Genomic DNA, 18,649 nt, shown 5'->3' with positions numbered 1-18,649 from the left:
CCGTTTGAGGCCGAAGCGGGGGTCTGGGGGCGGCAGCCCCCAGTGCGGGCACGTCACCGCCGGGTGCGACAAACGAAGCCGCAGCTGACCCCCGTTCCAAGCCCCGCAGGGACGCCGTACTGTTCAGACGTGAGCGGCACCCTGGAACGAACGAGATGTCGCCTGACGGCGCACCCCCTCGCGCTGGACGCGACCCTGGCGGCCGGTGTACTCGCCTGCATGGTGGCCGGCTCCTTCGTCGACCCGCACGGCAAGAACGGCATCACCTGGGGCGTCCGCACCCCCGACACCCTCGCCCTCGTCCTCATGGTCCTCGGCGCCCTCGCCCTGGTGTTCCGCCGCCGCGCCCCCAGGACGGTCCTCGCCCTCACCGGCACCGTCTCCCTCGTCGAGTGCGTCGTCGGTGACCCCCGCGCCCCCGTCGCCATGTCCGCGGTGATCGCCCTCTTCACCGTCGCTGCCACCACCGACCGCTCCACCACCTGGCGCCTCGGCCTGCTGACGATGACGGTCCTCACCGGCGCCTCCATGCTCTTCGGCCCGCTCCCCTGGTACGCCCAGGAGAACCTCGGCGTCTTCGCCTGGACCGGCATCGGCGCCACCGCCGGCGACGCCGTCCGCAGCCGCCGTGCCGTCGTCCAGGCCATCCGTGAACGCGCCGAGCGAGCCGAACGCACCCGCGAGGAGGAGGCCCGCCGCCGGGTCGCCGAGGAACGCCTGCGGATCGCCCGCGATCTGCACGACGTCGTCGCCCACCACATCGCCCTGGTCAACGTCCAGGCGGGCGTCGCCGCGCACGTCATGGACAAACGCCCCGACCAGGCCAAGGAAGCCCTCGCCCACGTCCGTGAGGCCAGCCGCTCAGCGCTCAACGAACTCCGTGCCACCGTCGGCCTGTTGCGCCAGTCCGGCGACCCCGAGGCCCCCACGGAACCCGCCCCCGGCCTGGACCGCCTCGACGAACTCGTCGGCACCTTCCGCAGCGCCGGCCTGCATGTCGAGGTCGCCCGCGCCGACAACGGCACCACCCTGCCCGCCGCCGTCGGCCTGGCCGCGTACCGCGTCATCCAGGAAGCCCTCACCAACGTCCAGAAACACGCAGGTACGGAGGCGAAGGCCGAGGTCAGCGTCGTACGCGTGGGCCCGAACGTGGAGATCACCGTGCTGGACAACGGCTCCGGCGAGGACGACGCCCCCGACAGCGGCGGCGGCCACGGTCTGCTCGGCATGCGCGAGCGCGTCACCGCCCTGCGCGGCACGCTCACCACCGGCCCCCGCTACGGCGGCGGCTTCCGCGTGCATGCGATCCTGCCGGTCAAGACCCGTACGGCCACCTCCGGGGGAACCGCATGACCATCCGCGTCCTGCTCGCCGACGACCAGGCGCTCCTGCGCAGCGCCTTCCGCGTACTCGTCGACTCCGAGCCCGACATGGAGGTCGTCGGCGAGGCCTCCGACGGCGCCGAGGCGGTACGGCTGGCCAGGGAGGAGCGGGCCGACGTCGTGCTGATGGACATCCGGATGCCCGGCACCGACGGCCTCGCCGCCACCCGCATGATCAGCAGCGATCCCTCCCTCGCCCAGGTCCGCATCGTCATCCTCACCACCTTCGAGGTCGACGACTACGTCGTGCAGTCCCTGCGGGCGGGCGCCTCCGGCTTCCTCGGCAAGGGCAGCGAGCCGGAGGAACTGCTGAACGCGATCCGGATCGCGGCCGGCGGCGAGGCCCTGCTCTCCCCGGCCGCCACCAAGGGCCTGATCGCCCGCTTCCTCGCCCAGGGCGACGGGGACGACGGCCGCGACCCCGCCCGCACCGAACGCCTGGAGGCGCTCACCGTCCGCGAGCGCGAGGTCCTGGTCCAGGTCGCCGGCGGCCACTCCAACGACGAGATAGCCGAGCGCCTCGAGGTCAGCCCGCTCACGGTAAAAACCCACGTCAACCGCGCCATGGCCAAGCTGGGCGCCCGCGACCGGGCCCAGCTGGTCGTGATCGCTTACGAGTCCGGGCTGGTACGTCCGAGGGTGGAGTGAGCTCGACCCGGCCGTACTGCGGCCGGAGTATGCGCCGTATAAGGAAATGGACCTGGGGCCTACGGATCACCGAGTGCCGATGGCTCAGGGTGTAGGGGCGGGCGCTCACATGTGCGTCGGCGTGTGAACTTCTGCCGCTCACAGAAGAAAGAGACCCTTCATCCATGTCCTGGCTGTCGAGATTCAGCCTCGCGCAACGGGCCCTGATCGGGCTGATGTCCATCATCGCCCTCGCCTTCGGGGCGATCGCGATACCCCAGCTCAAGCAGCAGCTGCTGCCCTCCATCGAACTGCCCGTGGTGTCCGTCCTCGCGCCGTACCAGGGCGCGTCCCCGGACGTCGTCGAGAAGCAGGTCGTGGAGCCCATCGAGAACAACCTCGAAGCCGTGGACGGCATTTCGGGCGTCACCTCGACCGCCAGTGAGGGCAACGCCGTGATCATGGCGTCCTTCGACTTCGGCAACGACACCAAGCAGCTCGTCGCCGACGTCCAGCAGGCCGTCAACCGGTCCCGGGCCCAGCTTCCGGACGACGTCGACCCGCAGGTCGTCGCCGGTTCCACCGACGACATGCCGACCGTCGTCCTCGCCGTCACCTCCGGCAAGGACCAGCAGGCCCTCGCCGACCAGCTCGACAAGACCGTCGTACCGGACCTGAAGGACATCGACGGCGTCGGCCGGGTCACGGTCGACGGTGTACGGGACCTGCAGGTCACCGTCACACCGGACGACAGGAAGCTGGCGAAGGCCGGCCTGACCGTCCAGGCGCTGTCGCAGGCCCTGCAGGCGGGCGGCGCGACCGTCCCGGCCGGCTCCTTCGACGAGAGCGGCACCAACCGCACCGTCCAGGTCGGCGGCGGCTTCACCTCGCTCGCCCAGATCCAGGATCTGATGGTCACGGGCGGGGCCACGTCGGCTGCGGCCGGGAAACCGGTTCAGCCGGTCCGCCTGGGTGACGTGGCCACGGTCACGCAGCAGCAGGCCCCCGCCGACTCCATCACCCGCACCGACGGCAAGCCGTCCCTCGCCGTGACGGTCACCATGGACCACGACGGCAGCGCGGTCGCCATCTCGAACGCGGTCAAGGACAAACTCCCGGGCCTCCGGGGGGACTTGGGCTCCGGAACGAAGATCACGGTCGTCAGCGACCAGGGCCCGGCGGTCTCGAAGGCCATCAGCGGCCTGACGACGGAGGGCGGGCTGGGCCTCCTGTTCGCAGTCCTCGTCATCCTGGTCTTCCTGGCCTCGGTCCGCTCGACACTCGTTACGGCGGTGTCGATCCCCCTCTCGGTCGTCCTGGCCCTGATCGTCCTGTGGACGCGCGACCTGTCCTTGAACATGCTCACGCTCGGTGCGTTGACGATCGCCATCGGCCGGGTCGTGGACGACTCGATCGTGGTCCTGGAGAACATCAAGCGCCACCTCGGCTACGGCGAGGAGCGCCAGGCGGCGATTCTGAGTGCCGTCCGCGAGGTGGCGGGCGCGGTGACGTCCTCGACCCTCACCACCGTGGCCGTCTTCCTGCCGATCGGCCTGGTCGGCGGCATGGTGGGGCAGCTGTTCGGCCCGTTCAGCCTGACGGTGACGGCGGCCCTGCTGGCCTCGCTCGTCGTGTCCCTGACGGTCGTACCGGTCCTGTCGTACTGGTTCCTGCGCGCCCCGAAGGGCACACCACAGGACGCGGAGGAGGCCCGCCGCAAGGCGGAGGAGAAGGAGACGAGAAGCCGGCTCCAGCGCGTCTACGTCCCGGTCCTGCGCTTCGCGACCCGCCGCCGCCTCACCAGCGTCCTGCTGGCGGTGGCGGTCCTGGTGGGCACCTTCGGCATGGCGCCGCTGTTGAAGACGAACTTCTTCGACCAGGGCGAGCAGGAAGTCCTCACCGTCAAACAGGAGTTGAAGCCGGGCACCAGCCTGGCGGCGACCGACGAACAGGCGAAGAAGGTCGAGCAGCTGCTCGCTTCGGTGAAGGGCGTCAAGGACTACCAGGTGACGGTCGGCTCGTCCGGCTTCATGGCGGCCTTCGGCGGCAGCACGGACGCCAACCACGCGTCGTACCAGGTCATGCTGGCGGATGACGCGTCGGCCACACATGTCCAGGACGCCATCGAGTCGGGCCTGAAGAAGCTCTCCGGCATCGGTACGACGACGGTCTCGGCCGGTGACGGCTTCGGCAACCAGGACCTGAGCGTGGTCGTGAAGGCCGCCGACGGAGACGTCCTGCGCAAGGCCTCGGAGCAGGTGCGGGCGGCGGTGGCCGGCCTCGACCACGTCACGGACGTGACCAGCGACCTCTCACAGAGCGTGCCGCGCATCTCGGTCAAGGCCAACTCCCGCGCCGCGGCGGCCGGTTTCAACGACCAGACGCTGGGCGCGGCGGTCGCCCAGGCGGTGAGGGGCACCACAGCGGCCAAGGCGATCCTGGACGACACCGAGCGCGACGTGGTCATCAAGTCGGCGACCCCGGCGAGGACGCTGGACCAGCTCAAGAACCTTCAGCTCGGCCCGGTGAAACTGGGCGACATCGCCACGGTGCAGCTGGTTGACGGCCCGGTCTCGATGACCCGTATCGACGGCCAGCGAGCCGCCACCGTCACCGCGAAGCCGACGGGCGACAACACGGGCGCGGTGAGCACCAAGCTCCAGTCCAGGATCAAGGCCCTGAAGCTCCCGGCGGGCGCCACGGCCGAGATCGGCGGCGTCACGTCCGACCAGGACAGCGCGTTCAAGAACCTGGGCCTGGCGATGCTGGCAGCGATCGCGATCGTCTTCATGCTGCTGGTGGCAACGTTCCGCTCGCTGGCCCAGCCGCTGATCCTGCTGGTCTCCATCCCCTTCGCGGCGACGGGCGCGATCGGCCTGCTGATCGCCACGGGCACCCCGATGGGCGTCCCCGCGATGATCGGCATGCTGATGCTGATCGGCATCGTGGTGACGAACGCGATCGTGCTGATCGACCTGATCAACCAGTACCGCAAGCAGGGTTACGGCGTCGTCGAGGCCGTGGTGGAGGGCGGCCGCCACCGGTTGCGTCCGATCTTGATGACGGCGCTGGCGACGATCTTCGCCCTCCTCCCCATGGCGCTGGGCGTCACCGGCGAGGGCGGTTTCATCGCCCAGCCCCTGGCGGTGGTGGTGATCGGCGGCCTGATCACGTCGACGCTGCTGACCCTGCTGCTCGTCCCGACGCTGTACGCGATGCTGGAACTGCGCAAGGAGCGCCGCGCGAAGAAGCGGGCGGCGAAGCGGGCCAAGACAAGGGGGACCCCGGACACTACGTCGTCCTCGTCCTCGTCCTCGTCCTCGGACGAGCCCGAGCCGACCAGGGTCTAGCAGACCGGCCAGCTGTTCTGCGCCGGGCCCGCACGAATGTGCGGGCCCGGCGTGTGCGGACACGGAGTGCGGCCGGTCCCGACCGCATGCGGAGCCCCGTCATGAGGGCATGTCAGGAAGGCCCTTGTCCAGTCGTTCGTTGATCTTGGCTGCTTCGCTCGCCGTGACCACGCCCTGCGGCAGATCCACACCCAGCGCGGCCGCCAGATCCCTCTGGCGGACGTCGACGACGGCTTCGACCAACGACGCGTAGCCGTGCACCGCTTCCCGCCCACGGCGCCATGCCGTTCCAAGGACACCCGTGCCCACGACAGCCGCAGGCCACCAGACGATCCCGAGCAGCAGATAGAGCACCCCCCAGCCCGCCAGCGTGCAGGCCGATCCGATCCGCTCCTGCAAGCTCCCCACCGCCTTGCGCGTGTCCTCCTCCAGCACCAGCCACAGCCGTGGCCAGGCGAGCGAGACCTGCAACCCGAAGTACTGCCTGCTGATCCGCTTGTCGAGCAGGGCCATGCGCTTGCCGATCCAGGTGCGCGGGTTCGGGGGCGGGGGACGGAACGGCATGCGCCACTGGCCCAGCCACACATGCTCCACCGGTGTCACCAAGGCGTTGGCGAGGAGTCCGACCGCTGCGGCACCGAGCAGCACGGCCACCACCAGGACGCCGAGTTGCACCGGCTTGCCCTCGAGCGCTTGTGCTTGCTCCTGTGCGGTGTCGAACGCCACCCGGCGGTCCAGCGCATGCGCATGCCCGAGCGTCCGGGCCACCCACGCCGTGCCCAGGAAGAGCAGGCCGGGGAGGACGAGCAGGGACAACCAGCGTTCGGCCAGCTTCTTGCTCAGCTCGGCCAGGAACGTGTTCACGACTGCCGGAAGGTCATGAGGACGTCACTGAGGTCGCACACGGGTGGCCTGCCGTCGGCGTCCCGCCCGCTGCGCCTGGTGCAGGGGGGTGCGCCCGGACACACGTATGCACCGGTGACCTCTGCTCGCTTGCCGCCCCAGAGGGACTGGGGGCCGGGGCCGCCTCGCTCACCGCCGAGTGCTTCGTCCGCATCGGATTCGAGGCCGAGGCTCGTGAAAGCTTCCGTCGCTGAGCCTCCGTTCCGCACGGGGACGAGTGCCGCATCGAGTCTGGCCGTCCAACGACCTGTCTCCGCGCTGGCTCGCAGACGTGGCAGGAGCCGGCAGAGCAGGGCGCGGGCTTCAAGTTCGTCCATTACCCACCCGTTTTTGCAGAACATCACATGTTGTGCTCAAGGGCGGCTAGCCTACGGGTGGACGTCGCAAGTTGTCAGCGGGATCTGTACATCCAAGCCGTGAGGAGCTGCCACTCTGAGGCGCGACTTGATGAGGGCACTGCGCCGGCGCCTGCACGCGTTCGCCGCCGGGGACCGCAGCCAGGTGCAGGACGAACAGGCGGTGAACGAGGCGAACGCACTCATGCAGTCAGCCGGCCCCCCGTACGAGGCGGAAGCCGTGCATGTGGTCGCCTCGTTGCACTGGGCCCGCCACAGCGCGCAGGTGCCGCCCGATCCGCGGGGCAGCGACTACCGCATCGCGCTGGGCCTGTTCCAGATGCTCCGAACGACTCGGCCCGACCTGGTCCCGGCCGAAGTGGAGGCGGTGTTCCAGGAGCAACGGCAGGATCGTCCCGGGGAACTGGCGGCCCGTTCGTTACAACTGATGGCCAGGCATGTGCGCACTGGTGACCTCCGTGTACTCGACGACGCCATTGACCTGTCCCAGCAGGCGTCCGACAAGGCCGACACCGCGCTGGAACGGGCTGTTTACCTCGCCAACGTCTGCTCGTTGACCACACTTCGGGCACAGAGGACGAGGAACTTCCAGGACGCCGACCGGGCCGTCACCATCGGTCGGCGGGCGGTCGAGATCGCAACGGAGAATGCCAGGGCTCTCTGCCTGGGGTACCTGGCCGTCGCCCTGCACCAGCGGTTCGACCTGTCCGAGGACCTTGCTGACAGCGATGCCGGTATCTCCCTGATGCGGGAAGCGATCGAGACGGGCGGCCCCGCGCACTCACATCACGTCCAGTTCTCCTGGAACCTCGGTGTGATGCTGTCGGGCCGTTATCACCGCACGCGCAGCGAGGACGACATGGAGGACGGAATCGCCTTGCTGGAGGGGGCCTTGGGCATGCCGTCTGTAGGCGACCTGGCGCCCACGGTCTCCGCGTCCCTGGGCATTTTGCTCCTCGAACGATGGGATCGCCACGGCGACCCCGGCGACTTCCAGCGGGCGATCGACCTTGCCCGGGCCGCGCCCGAACACCACGGCCTCCTGGCCGCCCTCGGCAACCGCTATCGTGCCCGGTTCGGCAGGTCCGGGGACATCGGCGATCTCGACGAGGCGATCAGACTGACCGAGGCAGCCGTTGACGCGGTGCCGTCCGGCAACCCGGACGTGTACCTCCACGTCGGCAATCTGTCCGCCGTCCTTCGGGTGCGCTACGCGGCCACGGGTGCTGTCGAGGACCTCGACCGGGCGATCGAGACGGGCCAGCGGGTATCCGAGCAGATCCCCGCCGATCACCCCGAGCGGGCGATGATCTACACGGACCTGATGATCGCGCTGCGCTTGCGTTACCAACGCACCGGCAGCCGGGACGACCTGCGTGCCGCGATGCTGCACGGGATGACCGCATTCGAAGCAGGTGGGGCTGAGAATCCCATGATCCTGTCCAATCTCTCGGTCACCGCGCGGCTGCAGGCGGAGGCCACGGATGTGTCCAGCATGGCTCAGACAGCGGTCTTCCTGGCTCGCCAGGCGGTGGAACTCGCGGAGGACGATGACCGGGCGCGCCACAACTACCTGGGTACTCTCGCCACCGCACTGAGCTTGTGGTCGAACTTCGGCGACGACGCCGAGCGAACCGACGAAGCGATCCGGGCCGCGCGAGCCGCGGTGGAAGCTACTCCGGCACAGCATCCGGACCTGCCGGGGCGTCGGTCGAACCTTGCGGGCAGTTTGTTGAAGCGCTTCCATCGGACGAACGATCCGAGTGACCTGGACGAGGCCCTTGCGGTGTTCCGGGCCTGCCTGGGCTCCGCACCTCGGAACACTCCGATCGCCTCGTATCTCCGCTTCAACTTCGCGCGGGCGCTGCAGGACCGATTCGAGTACGACGGCGATCCGCAGTACCTGCACCAAGCCGTTGAGGTCTTCCGCCAAGTGGCCGACGAGGCATGGGCATCCACCGCTGTGCGTCTGAGCGCATGCGTGTCACACGCCGATCTGTGCGTGCGGGGCGGACGCTCCGATGCGCTCGAGAGCTACCGGACCGCCATCGAGGAGTTGCTGCCGCGACTCGCCTGGCGGGGATTGGACCGTTTCTCCCAGCTGTACCAGCTGGGCCAGTATCCAGGGCTGGCGAGTGATGCCGCCGCGGCAGCTCTCGCCCAGGACGCCCCGGAGCAGGCCTTACGGCTGCTGGAGCAGGGCAGGTCGGTGCTCTGGGCGCATCTCATGGAGACCCGCGGCGACTGGCGCGCCCTGAGCGAGGAGCATCCCCGGCTCGCCGAGGAGTTCAACGAGGTGTGCCGACTCCTCGACCAGAACATCGTTCATTTCCAGGGAAGTTCGAACCGCGACATGGCGGATCAGGCTTCGGAGTACGTTCCCACGGAGCTGACCCAACGCTTGCGGTTGGCCGAGCGACATGCCGAACTCCTGTCGGAGATACGGAGCCTGCCCGGTTTCGGCACGTTCCTGCGCGTCCCCCAATTCGCCGAACTGCGGCGGGCAGCGGACCGGGGGCCGGTGGTCGTCGTCAACGTCAGCCGACACCGCTGCGACGCGCTCGTGCTGCGGCCGGACCACGACGACCTGCTGGTGTTACCCCTGCCGACGCTCGACTTCGACGAGGTGCTCCATCGAGCGCATGCCTTCGTGCAGGCGACGGCCGGGGCCGGGACGGGACCGGCGGATCCGGAGCGGTTGATCCACTCACGGCAGACATTGCTCGCAACCACCGGATGGCTCTGGGACGAGATCGTCGGCCCCGTGCTCGGCACCCTCTTCCCGGACGGCTCGGAGGCGGCAGTGGGACCGCCCCGGATCTGGTGGTGTCCGACGGGCCCGCTCGGCCTGCTGCCGCTGCACGCAGCCGGGCACCACCCGGGCGGCCCCACGACCGCCGATCGTGTCATATCCTCGTACACGCCGACCCTCACCTCACTGATCCACGCGCGCTCCCGCCCACCGGCCGCCCCGGGAAGCCACCGGATGCTCGCGGTCGGGATGAGCCGTACACCGCCGTCGTCGTCGGACGAGGAGCTGAGGGACCTGCCCGCGGTTCCCCGGGAACTGGCCGTGCTGAGGCAGCAGTTTCCCGAGGGCCTGCTGCTCCAGGACGAGGAGGCCGAATGTGATCGTGTGAAGGCGGCGATGCGGCAGCACACCTGGGTGCACTTCGCCTGCCATGGGACGTACGGTTCCGCCGATCCGACACGGAACGGGGTCGTTCTCAGCGACGGCCGCCTCTCGGTGCTCGACATCGCCGCCGAGCCGGTGGAGGGCGCGGAGTTCGCCTTCCTGTCGGCCTGTCATACGGCGCGCGGCCGCGTCGACGTCGCCGACGAGGCCATGCATGTGGCGGCGGCCTTCCACATGGCCGGCTACCGGCACGTCATCGGCACCCTCTGGTCCGTTCGCGATCCGATCGCCCCCAAGGTGGCGCATGCGGTCTATGCCGGCCTTGGCCAGAACCCCTCCGAAGCCGCCACGGCGCTGCACAACGCCCTCACGGAACTCCGTACCGGCCCCGCACCGGTCCCTCTCATCGCATGGGCCTCATACATGCACATCGGGCCGTAGGGGCGTGTGATGTGCGCCTACGGCCCGATGTGCATGTATGAGGAGCCTCGCACAGGAGAGGCTGATGAGGGGGCCGGGCTGTGTCCACTCCGCAGGGCCCGACCCTTGAAGCCCGTTACGGCAGCGCCAGCATCCGCTCCAGCGCCAGCTTCGCGAACGCCTCGGTCTCCTTGTCGACCTCGATCCGGTTGACCAGGTTGCCCTCGGCGAGGGACTCCAGCGCCCAGACCAGGTGGGGCAGGTCGATGCGGTTCATGGTCGAGCAGAAGCAGACCGTCTTGTCGAGGAAGACGATCTCCTTGCCCTCGGGAGCGAAACGGTTCGCCAGCCGGCGTACGAGATTGAGCTCCGTGCCGATGGCCCACTTGGAACCGGCGGGCGCGGCCTCCAGGGCCTTGATGATGTACTCCGTCGAGCCGACGTAGTCCGCCGCGGCCACGACCTCGTGCTTGCACTCCGGGTGGACCAGCACGTTCACGCCCGGGATGCGCTCGCGCACGTCGTTGACCGAGTCCAGCGAGAACCGGCCGTGCACCGAGCAGTGGCCGCGCCACAGGATCATCTTCGCGGCGCGCAGCTCGTCCGCCGTCAGCCCGCCGTTCGGCTTGTGCGGGTTGTAGACGACGCAGTCCTCCAGGGACATGCCCATGTCGCGGACGGCGGTGTTGCGGCCGAGGTGCTGGTCGGGCAGGAAGAGCACCTTCTCGCCCTGCTGGAAGGCCCACTCCAGGGCCTTCTTGGCATTGGACGAGGTGCAGATCGTGCCGCCGTGCTTGCCCGTGAACGCCTTGATGTCCGCGGACGAGTTCATGTACGAGACGGGCACGACCTGCTCGGCTATCCCCGCGTCGGTCAGCACGTCCCAGCACTCGGCGACCTGCTCGGCGGTGGCCATGTCCGCCATCGAGCACCCGGCCGCGAGGTCCGGCAGGACGACCTTCTGGTCGTCGGACGTCAGGATGTCCGCGGACTCCGCCATGAAGTGCACACCGCAGAACACGATGTACTCGGCCTCCGGACGCGCCGCCGCGTCCCGGGCCAGCTTGAACGAGTCACCCGTGACGTCGGCGAACTGGATGACCTCGTCGCGCTGGTAGTGGTGGCCGAGCACGAAGACCTTGTCGCCGAGCTTCTCCTTGGCCGCGCGGGCGCGCGCCACCAGGTCCGGGTCGGACGGGGACGGCAGGTCGCCGGGGCACTCGACGCCCCGTTCGCTCTTCGGGTCGGCCTCGCGGCCGAGCAGCAGCAGGGCGAGAGGAGTCGGCTGTACGTCGAGCTCCGGGGTCTGGGCGGTGGTCACGACACGCACCCTTTCTGTTCTGCGGGAGGTTCTGCTGGAGGTACTGCGGACATGCTTCTCGTCTAACTGACGCTATCTATCATAACCCGCTTCACGTCAGTTTGACGATGGTCATTGCGTCGATGTGACATGAATCCCGATGAGCCGTTTTCCGCTCGCCATCGCATGTGCGAGCATGAAGGAGGCGCCGAAAAACAGGCGCCCGGCCCGGAATGAATCCGCGGCCTTGCCGGTTGCACCAGTCGGCAAGCAGTCTCCGTACAACCCGGGAGAGATGTAGATGTCCGTATCGGACGAGACCAGCACCGTCACCGACGGCATCATCCTGTCCGACGCCGCCGCGGCGAAGGTCAAGGCCCTGCTCGACCAGGAAGGCCGTGACGACCTGGCCCTGCGTGTCGCCGTTCAGCCCGGCGGCTGCTCCGGCCTGCGCTACCAGCTCTTCTTCGACGAGCGCTCCCTCGACGGAGACGTGGTCAAGGACTTCGGCGGCGTCAAGGTCGTCACCGACCGCATGAGCGCCCCGTACCTGGGCGGCGCGTCCATCGACTTCGTCGACACCATCGAGAAGCAGGGCTTCACGATCGACAACCCGAACGCGACGGGTTCCTGCGCCTGCGGCGACTCCTTCAGCTAAGCCCCGCGGTAAGCCCTCCGGCTTGCCCGACAACTGAACAGACCGAAGGCGGCGGCCCCCTCCGACAGGGCCGCCGCCTTCGCGTGTCCGGCGGGCTACTGCACTCCGCCGGTCGTCTGTCCCGGCAGCCGCTGCCCCGGGTTCGGCAGCTGGATCTCCTTGCCGTCGGTGCCCACGACCTTCCGGTCGCCCAGCGGCTCGTCCAGGTGCACCGTCTGGTCGATCGCCTTGGCGATCATGATGCAGATCCTGCCCTTCCAGGGTGTCTCGGTCACCTTCACGGTCACCTTGTCGGAGCTCTCGCTCGCCGTCGCCCTGTAGTCGGCGCACACACCGCCGGTGAAGCCCAGGCTCAGCTCCTTGCCGTCGGTGGTGTAGTAGTCCACCTTGACGTCACGGGTGGCAGGCGCCGAGGACGGCCCGCCGCCAGGCGCGCTCGCCGAGGGGGTGGGCTCCCCGGACGGCGTCGTCGAGTTCGAGGCCAGGTACCTCGGGTCGACGGCCGGATACGTCACCGTGAAGCCGTTCTGCGCGCCCGCGCCCTTCACCTGGAACAGCCAGGACGGCACCAGCGCCTGCCGCCCGTCCACCGCATGCACGGCCAGCCCGAAGACCGCACCGTCGACGGTGACGGTCTGCCCCTGCGGCGTCGCGCCCGCCCCGGACGACGACTGCCCGCACGGCGCCTCCAGCCGGTCCTTCAGCGGTACGGGGCTGGCGCAGCCGCCGATGCCCATGCGGTGGTCGGTCCTGGGCGCCGAGTTCATCAGGTCCAGCGTCTTCTGCGCGCCCAGCACGGGATACGTGTCGCCCTTCACCGGCGCCTTCAACTGTCCGCTGCCGCCCACCACTTCGCCCTGGGCGCCGACGGTCAGCCCGGTCGTCCAGCCGTAGGTGGGCAGCCCGCCGACCAGGGGGTTCGCGTTCACCACCCGCTGGGCGCCCATGACCTGGCCCGCGTCCACCTTCGCGTCGTCCTGGCCGACCGCCTTCAGCACCGGCGCCGCGGCCTTCTTCGCGGCGGCCTCGCTCACCGTGGCACCGGCCGGGTTCGCGGGATCCTTCGTACAGACGATGGCGCTCCCACAGTCGTCGGTACCGGCCGCGTACCGGTGGAACGTCCACGTCCCCGGCGCCTGCTTGTCCACCACGAGGCTCGGCCCGGACCCGTCCCTGTCCGGCCCGACCTGCCAGGCCTGGCCCTGCGCCACCGGCGTCCCGTCCAGCCCGAGGGCCTTGGCCAGCCGCGCCACCTCGTCCTTGGTGACCTCGCCGGCCGCCCGGTACACGGGCGCCGAGTCCGGCCCTTCGGGCAGGGTGCCGTCGGCCTTGTACTGCACGCCGTACGGGTTGGGCTCCCCGGGCGCGATCCCGTTCGTACCCCCCTCGGAGTAACCGTCGAGCGCGAGCGGCGGGGGAGTGGTGCCGTCACCGGAGGCGCCCGAATTCGTACGCCCACCGGACCCGCCGACGGCCGACGCGGTGAGGTACGCCCCGCCACCGCCCACCAGCAGCACGGCAGCGGCGACGGAGGCGATGAGCACGGGGGAGCGGCGACGCGCCGGGCGGGGCGCCTCGGCGTCCGGATCGGGGGTGGCGTCGGGAACCTCGGTGTCACCACCGACGGCGATCGGAGGCTCGGCGACGGCCGGCCCCTTGGCGTCCTCGGCGACCTCGCTCTCCTCGACCGGGGCGGTCGCCGCGGCCGCGGCGGTTTCTCGGGTCCCGACGCTCGCCCCTACCACGGAGGTTTCCTCTGCCTCGGCGGTCGCCTCGTCCGCGGCGGGTCCCTCGACGGGGGCGGTCGCTCCGGCCGCGGTGGTCGTCCGGTCTGCGGTGGGTTCGTTGATCGGGGCGGCCGCTGCGGCTTCCTCGCCCGCGGCGGTTTCCTCTGCCTCGGCGGTCGCCTCGTCCGCGGCGTCCTCCCCCTCGGCCGCAGTGCTCTCCGCGCCGGCCGCAGTGCTCTCCGCGCCAGCCGCAGTGCTCTCCGCGCCGGCTTCCACCCCAGGAGCGCCCGCTGCGCCCTCCGTGACGCCCGGAGCTCCGGCGCCCACGGCGCCCTGCTCCTCCACGGCACCCTGCTCCTCGGTGGAGCCGGCGGTGCCGTTCTCGTCCGGGGCGTCGTTGTCGGGTCGCTCGGTGTTCACCGCATCGCTCCTTCACCTGCACAGCTGTCCTGTGACCCTGACCCGACCCTGTCAAAAAGGGCTGCGGGAGGGTCGTATCGCACATCCCCTCGGCGGGGGACGGCGATGGGACGCAGCGGAGGAGCGCGCGGTTCCCTTCCTGTGCGCCGGCGCGGCTACCGGGCCGTGGCGGACTGCGCGCCGTCCTCAGTCGCCGTAGTCCGACATGGAGTCCAGCAGGCGGGCCGACTTCGACGGCACGCTCACGCCGTGGATGAGTGACGGGGAGACCGGGCGGGAAGTGATGCGGTCGGGGGCGGCCCAGTGGGGGACCATCCGGGCGCAGTCGCCGCGCAGCGACGCGAGGTCGCCTTCCAGGTCGACCGGGACCGGGGCATGGACCTTCAGGTTCGTCATAGCCGAACCGTATGCACGTCGAAGCCGGTGAAGAAAGATCTACTATCGGGTAGTTTCGGCCACTTCAGAGCCCGGCTACGACCCGGTAGCGTGAACTGTCAATCCACCCTCCCGTCTCTCACAGGAGAGTCCCCGCCGTGCGCATCGCAGTCACCGGCTCCATCGCCACCGACCATCTCATGACCTTCCCCGGCCGCTTCGCCGACCAGCTCGTCGCGGACCAGCTGCACACGGTCTCGCTCTCCTTCCTGGTCGACAACCTCGACGTACGCCGGGGCGGCGTCGGCGCCAACATCGCCTTCGGCATGGGTCAGCTCGGCACGACCCCGATCCTGGTCGGCGCCGCCGGCTTCGACTTCGACGAGTACCGCGCCTGGCTGGACCGGCACGGCGTCGACACCGACTCGGTCCGCATCTCCGAGACCCTGCACACCGCCCGCTTCGTGTGCACCACGGACTCGGACCACAACCAGATCGGCTCGTTCTACACGGGCGCCATGAGCGAGGCCCGCCAGATCGAGCTGAAGACCGTCGCGGACCGCGTCGGCGGTCTCGACCTCGTCCTGATCGGCGCCGACGACCCGGAGGCGATGCTCCGCCACACCGAGGAGTGCCGCTCCCGGTCCATCCCCTTCGCCGCCGACTTCTCCCAGCAGATCGCCCGGATGAACGGCGACGAGATCCGGATACTGCTGGAGGGCGCCACGTACCTCTTCTCGAACGAGTACGAGAAGGGCCTGATCGAGTCCAAGACCGGCTGGAGCGACGCCGAGATCCTCGCCAAGGTCGGTCACCGCGTCACCACCCTCGGCTCCCGAGGCGTCCGCATCGAGCGGGCCGGCGAGGATCCGATCGAGGTCGGCTGCGCGGAGGAGGAGCGCAAGGCCGACCCCACGGGCGTCGGCGACGCCTTCCGCGCCGGCTTCCTCTCCGGCCTCGCCTGGGGCGTCTCCCTGGAGCGCGCCGCCCAGGTCGGCTGCATGCTCGCCACGCTCGTCATCGAGACGGTCGGCACCCAGGAGTACACGCTGCGCCGCGCCCACTTCATGGACCGCTTCACCAAGGCCTACGGCGACGAGGCCGCCGCCGAGGTCCAGAAGCACCTGGCCTGATCTACGAGACCCGGCGGACCACGTACGCGGCACCGCGGTCCGCCGGCTCCTCACCCACGTACTCCTGGCCCCGCATCTCGCACCAGGCCGGGATGTCCAGCCGCGCCGCCTCGTCGTCGGACAGGACGCGCACCGTGCCGCCCACCGGCACGTCCCCGATGACCTTGGCGAGCTCGATGACGGGGATCGGGCAGCGCTTGCCGAGCGCGTCGACGACCAGGGCGTCGTCCTGCCGCACGGTCGCCGCCGCAGCCGGCGCCCCCAGCTTCTCCCGTACCCCCGCCACCGCCCCCGGCAGCACCTCCAGGAACCGCTCGACGTCTTCCTGCGGCGTCCCCATCGGCAGCGAAACCCGCACATTCCCCTCACTCAGCACCCCCATCGCCTTCAGCACATGGCTGGGCGTCAGCGTGCTGCTGGTGCAGGACGACCCGGAGGAGACGGAGAAACCCTCCCGGTCCAGCTCGTGCAGCAATGTCTCCCCGTCGACATAGAGACAGGAGAAGGTGACGATCCCCGGCAGCCGCCGCTCCGGATCACCGACCACCTCCACGTCCGGCACCGACCGCGGCACCCGCACCCGGATCCGCTCCGTCAGCTCCCGCAGCCGTACCGCCTCTTGCTCCGCCTCCGCCCGCACCGCCCGCAGCGAGGCCGCGGCCGCCACGATCGCGGGCAGATTCTCGAACCCGGCGGCCCGCCCCGACTCCCGCTCGTCCGCAGGCCCTTGCGACACGAACCGCACACCTTTTCGTACGACGAGCAGCCCCACCCCCGAGGGGCCGCCCCACTTGTGCGCACTGGCCGCGAGCAGCGACCAGTCGCCCTCGACCGGACCCCACCCCAGCGACTGCGCCGCATCCACCAGCAAGGGCACGCCGGACTCCCGGCACACGGCAGCCACTTCGGCCACCGGCTGCTCGGTGCCCACCTCGTGGTTGGCGGACTGAAGACAGGCCAGCGCGGTGTCCGGGCGGAGGGCCTCCGCGTACGACGCGGGCGTCACCCTGCCCTGCCGGTCCACCTCGACCTGCGTGACGCTCCCACCGCCGGCCTCGTGCGTGTCAGCCGCATGGAGCACCGAGGAGTGTTCGACCGCAGACACGATCAGGTGACGCCCAACCCGGTGACGCCCGGCCAACGCCCCCGCAATCCCGGCATGCACGGCCCGAGTGCCGGATGAGGTGAAGACCAGCTCGTCAGGACGGCACCCCACGGCCTCAGCGGCGGCCTCCCGCGCGGCGTCCAGCAGCATCCGGGCCCGCCGCCCCTCCCTGTACAGACGCGCGGGATCGGCCCACCCTTCATCAAGCGAGGCCAAGAGCGCCTGCCGGGCAACGGGATGGAGAGGAGCGCCGGATGCAGCGTCAAAGTAGGACACACGGCAACGGTAAACGTGGGGCTGGGCAACAGGCCTATAGGGGCGCGGGACAGTGACATCAGCGGCTCCGCCGCGGGGCGCGACCAGCCACAAACAACCCGCACCCGCCAATCCAGCGAACCCACGGAGTGACTAGGCACCCCTCCCGCTGAACCCCCGAAGAGCGTCGGCTAGGGTTTGGTCCGCATAAACATCCAAACCCCTGCCCGACGCAGGGCGGCGACCGACCACCGAAGAAGGCAGGCCGCAGCCAACCGCGCGGGCGAGACTCTCGGGAAGGCGCTACGTGAGTCCCAACGGCTCCGACCGCTCGCCGCGGCGCCCGATGCGGCGGAAGCTGCTGCAGGCAATGACCGCGGGCCTGGTCCTGGCGACCGCCACCGGTTGCACATACAAGGACTTCCCCCGCCTTGGTATGCCCACCCCGACCACGGAAGAGGCTCCGCGGATCCTCTCCCTGTGGCAGGGCTCCTGGGCTGCCGCGCTCGCCACCGGCGTGCTGGTGTGGGGCCTGATCCTGTGGAGTGCTTTCTTCCACCGGCGCAGCCGCACGAAGGTCGAAGTTCCTCCGCAGACCCGGTACAACATGCCGATCGAGGCGCTGTACACGGTGGTTCCGCTCGTCATCGTCTCGGTGCTTTTCTACTTCACGGCCCGCGACGAGTCGAAGCTGCTCAGCCTCACCGACAAGAAGCCCGACGTCACTGTGAACGTCGTCGGCTTCCAGTGGAGCTGGGGCTTCAACTACATCGAGCCCGTGCCCGGTGTCACCGGCGATGCGAAGACCGACAAGAACCTGGCCGCCATTCCGGACCGGTTCAAGAACGCGTTCCCGGCGAACGCCGGCGGTGTCTACGACGTCGGTACGCCGGCCTCGAAGAACCCGGACGGCGGCCCGGGGCCGACCCTCTGGCTCCCCGAGGGCAAGACGGTCCGCTTCGTCCTCACCTCGCGTGACGTCATCCACTCCTTCTGGGTGGTGCCGTTCCTGATGAAGATGGACGTCATCCCGGGCCACACCAACGCCTTCCAGGTGACCCCCAACAAGAAGGGCACCTTCCTCGGCAAGTGCGCCGAGCTCTGCGGCGTCGACCACTCCCGGATGCTGTTCAACGTGAAGGTCGTCTCCCCGGACGTCTACCAGAAGCACCTCCAGGACCTCGCCAAGAAGGGCCAGACCGGTTACGTTCCCGCCGGCATCGCGCAGACGAGCCACGAGAAGAACCGGGAGACGAACAACCTGTGAGCATCGTCAACGAACCCCAGGGCGCCGCGGCGGAGTCCCACTACACGGACGAGCTGCCGGTCCGGCGCAAGCAGCCCGGCAACGTGGTCATCAAGTGGCTCACCACCACTGACCACAAGACGATCGGAACGCTGTACCTCGTCACGTCGTTCGCGTTCTTCCTGATCGGCGGCGTGATGGCGCTGCTGATGCGCGCCGAGCTGGCTCGACCTGGTCTGCAGATCATGTCGAACGA

General features: G+C 69.7%; 12 protein-coding genes and 1 pseudogene. 8 read left to right on the top strand and 5 right to left on the bottom strand.

The window, feature by feature from the left end:
- Positions 1-129: 129 nt before the first annotated feature.
- The 3 genes from ACWC1K_RS46510 (at position 130) to ACWC1K_RS46500 (ending at position 5,359) form a co-directional block, all read left to right on the top strand.
- The gene (locus ACWC1K_RS46510; protein WP_450839813.1) at positions 130-1,353 is read left to right on the top strand and encodes a sensor histidine kinase; all 1,224 of its coding nucleotides are present in this window, start codon (positions 130-132) and stop codon (positions 1,351-1,353) included.
- Positions 1,350-2,030 carry a response regulator gene (locus ACWC1K_RS46505; protein ID WP_450839811.1) on the top strand — a complete coding sequence of 227 codons (681 nt, stop codon included), beginning with the start codon at positions 1,350-1,352 and terminating at the stop codon, positions 2,028-2,030. Before ACWC1K_RS46510 ends, ACWC1K_RS46505 begins: the two co-directional genes overlap by 4 nt.
- Positions 2,031-2,194: 164 nt before the next feature.
- Positions 2,195-5,359: an efflux RND transporter permease subunit gene (locus ACWC1K_RS46500; RefSeq protein WP_450839810.1), complete on the top strand. Its 3,165-nt coding sequence runs from the start codon at positions 2,195-2,197 to the stop codon at positions 5,357-5,359.
- A 99-nt stretch (positions 5,360-5,458) separates the two neighbouring features.
- On the opposite strand, the gene ACWC1K_RS46495 is transcribed toward ACWC1K_RS46500, so the two are convergent.
- On the bottom strand, positions 5,459-6,223 hold the full coding sequence (locus ACWC1K_RS46495; protein WP_450839809.1) for a hypothetical protein: 765 nt from the start codon (positions 6,221-6,223) through the stop codon (positions 5,459-5,461).
- 486 nt (positions 6,224-6,709) lie between these two features.
- On the opposite strand from ACWC1K_RS46495, the gene ACWC1K_RS46490 reads away from it, so the two are divergent.
- Complete coding sequence (locus tag ACWC1K_RS46490; protein WP_450839807.1) at positions 6,710-10,195, top strand: CHAT domain-containing protein; 3,486 nt, start codon at positions 6,710-6,712, stop codon at positions 10,193-10,195.
- 115 nt (positions 10,196-10,310) lie between these two features.
- Here ACWC1K_RS46490 and nadA read toward each other — a convergent pair whose 3' ends face one another.
- Positions 10,311-11,495 (bottom strand): quinolinate synthase NadA, encoded by a 1,185-nt coding sequence (nadA, locus tag ACWC1K_RS46485; protein WP_450839805.1) that lies wholly within the window; start codon positions 11,493-11,495, stop codon positions 10,311-10,313.
- Between the two features lie 280 nt (positions 11,496-11,775).
- On the opposite strand from nadA, the gene ACWC1K_RS46480 reads away from it, so the two are divergent.
- Positions 11,776-12,132 (top strand): iron-sulfur cluster assembly accessory protein, encoded by a 357-nt coding sequence (locus ACWC1K_RS46480; RefSeq protein WP_030582488.1) that lies wholly within the window; start codon positions 11,776-11,778, stop codon positions 12,130-12,132.
- A gap of 95 nt (positions 12,133-12,227) precedes the next feature.
- Here ACWC1K_RS46480 and ACWC1K_RS46475 read toward each other — a convergent pair whose 3' ends face one another.
- Positions 12,228-14,279 (bottom strand): hypothetical protein, encoded by a 2,052-nt coding sequence (locus ACWC1K_RS46475; RefSeq protein WP_450839803.1) that lies wholly within the window; start codon positions 14,277-14,279, stop codon positions 12,228-12,230.
- A 186-nt stretch (positions 14,280-14,465) separates the two neighbouring features.
- Complete coding sequence (locus ACWC1K_RS46470) at positions 14,466-14,675, bottom strand: hypothetical protein (RefSeq protein WP_450839802.1); 210 nt, start codon at positions 14,673-14,675, stop codon at positions 14,466-14,468.
- Positions 14,676-14,812: 137 nt separating this feature from the next.
- Here ACWC1K_RS46470 and ACWC1K_RS46465 point away from each other — a divergent pair, with 137 nt between their 5' ends.
- Positions 14,813-15,787 carry a carbohydrate kinase family protein gene (locus tag ACWC1K_RS46465; RefSeq protein ID WP_450839800.1) on the top strand — a complete coding sequence of 325 codons (975 nt, stop codon included), beginning with the start codon at positions 14,813-14,815 and terminating at the stop codon, positions 15,785-15,787.
- A gap of 1 nt (position 15,788) precedes the next feature.
- Here ACWC1K_RS46465 and ACWC1K_RS46460 read toward each other — a convergent pair whose 3' ends face one another.
- The gene (locus ACWC1K_RS46460; RefSeq protein ID WP_450839799.1) at positions 15,789-17,168 is read right to left on the bottom strand and encodes an aminotransferase class V-fold PLP-dependent enzyme; all 1,380 of its coding nucleotides are present in this window, start codon (positions 17,166-17,168) and stop codon (positions 15,789-15,791) included.
- Positions 17,169-17,454: 286 nt separating this feature from the next.
- Here ACWC1K_RS46460 and ctaC point away from each other — a divergent pair, with 286 nt between their 5' ends.
- Together ctaC and ACWC1K_RS46450 are read left to right on the top strand one after the other, a co-directional pair.
- On the top strand, positions 17,455-18,414 hold the full coding sequence (gene ctaC / locus ACWC1K_RS46455; RefSeq protein ID WP_450839797.1) for an aa3-type cytochrome oxidase subunit II: 960 nt from the start codon (positions 17,455-17,457) through the stop codon (positions 18,412-18,414).
- Positions 18,411-18,649, top strand: a pseudogene (locus ACWC1K_RS46450) (cytochrome ubiquinol oxidase subunit I); the annotation flags it as partial. The gene ctaC and the pseudogene ACWC1K_RS46450, both read left to right, overlap by 4 nt.

It is taken from the genome of Streptomyces sp. NPDC001492, from assembly GCF_053597275.1.
The sequence above is the reverse complement of the archived record's forward strand: the minus strand, read 5'-3'. Positions and strand labels throughout refer to the sequence as shown.

What these genes read in the sequence shown, in the direction of transcription:
- ACWC1K_RS46470 (WP_450839802.1), bottom strand. Translation starts at nt 14,675, where the DNA reads ATGACGAACCTGAAGGTCCATGCCCCGGTCCCGGTCGACCTGGAAGGC.
- ACWC1K_RS46505 (WP_450839811.1), top strand. Translation starts at nt 1,350, where the DNA reads ATGACCATCCGCGTCCTGCTCGCCGACGACCAGGCGCTCCTGCGCAGC.
- ACWC1K_RS46480 (WP_030582488.1), top strand. Translation starts at nt 11,776, where the DNA reads ATGTCCGTATCGGACGAGACCAGCACCGTCACCGACGGCATCATCCTG.
- ACWC1K_RS46490 (WP_450839807.1), top strand. Translation starts at nt 6,710, where the DNA reads ATGAGGGCACTGCGCCGGCGCCTGCACGCGTTCGCCGCCGGGGACCGC.
- ACWC1K_RS46500 (WP_450839810.1), top strand. Translation starts at nt 2,195, where the DNA reads ATGTCCTGGCTGTCGAGATTCAGCCTCGCGCAACGGGCCCTGATCGGG.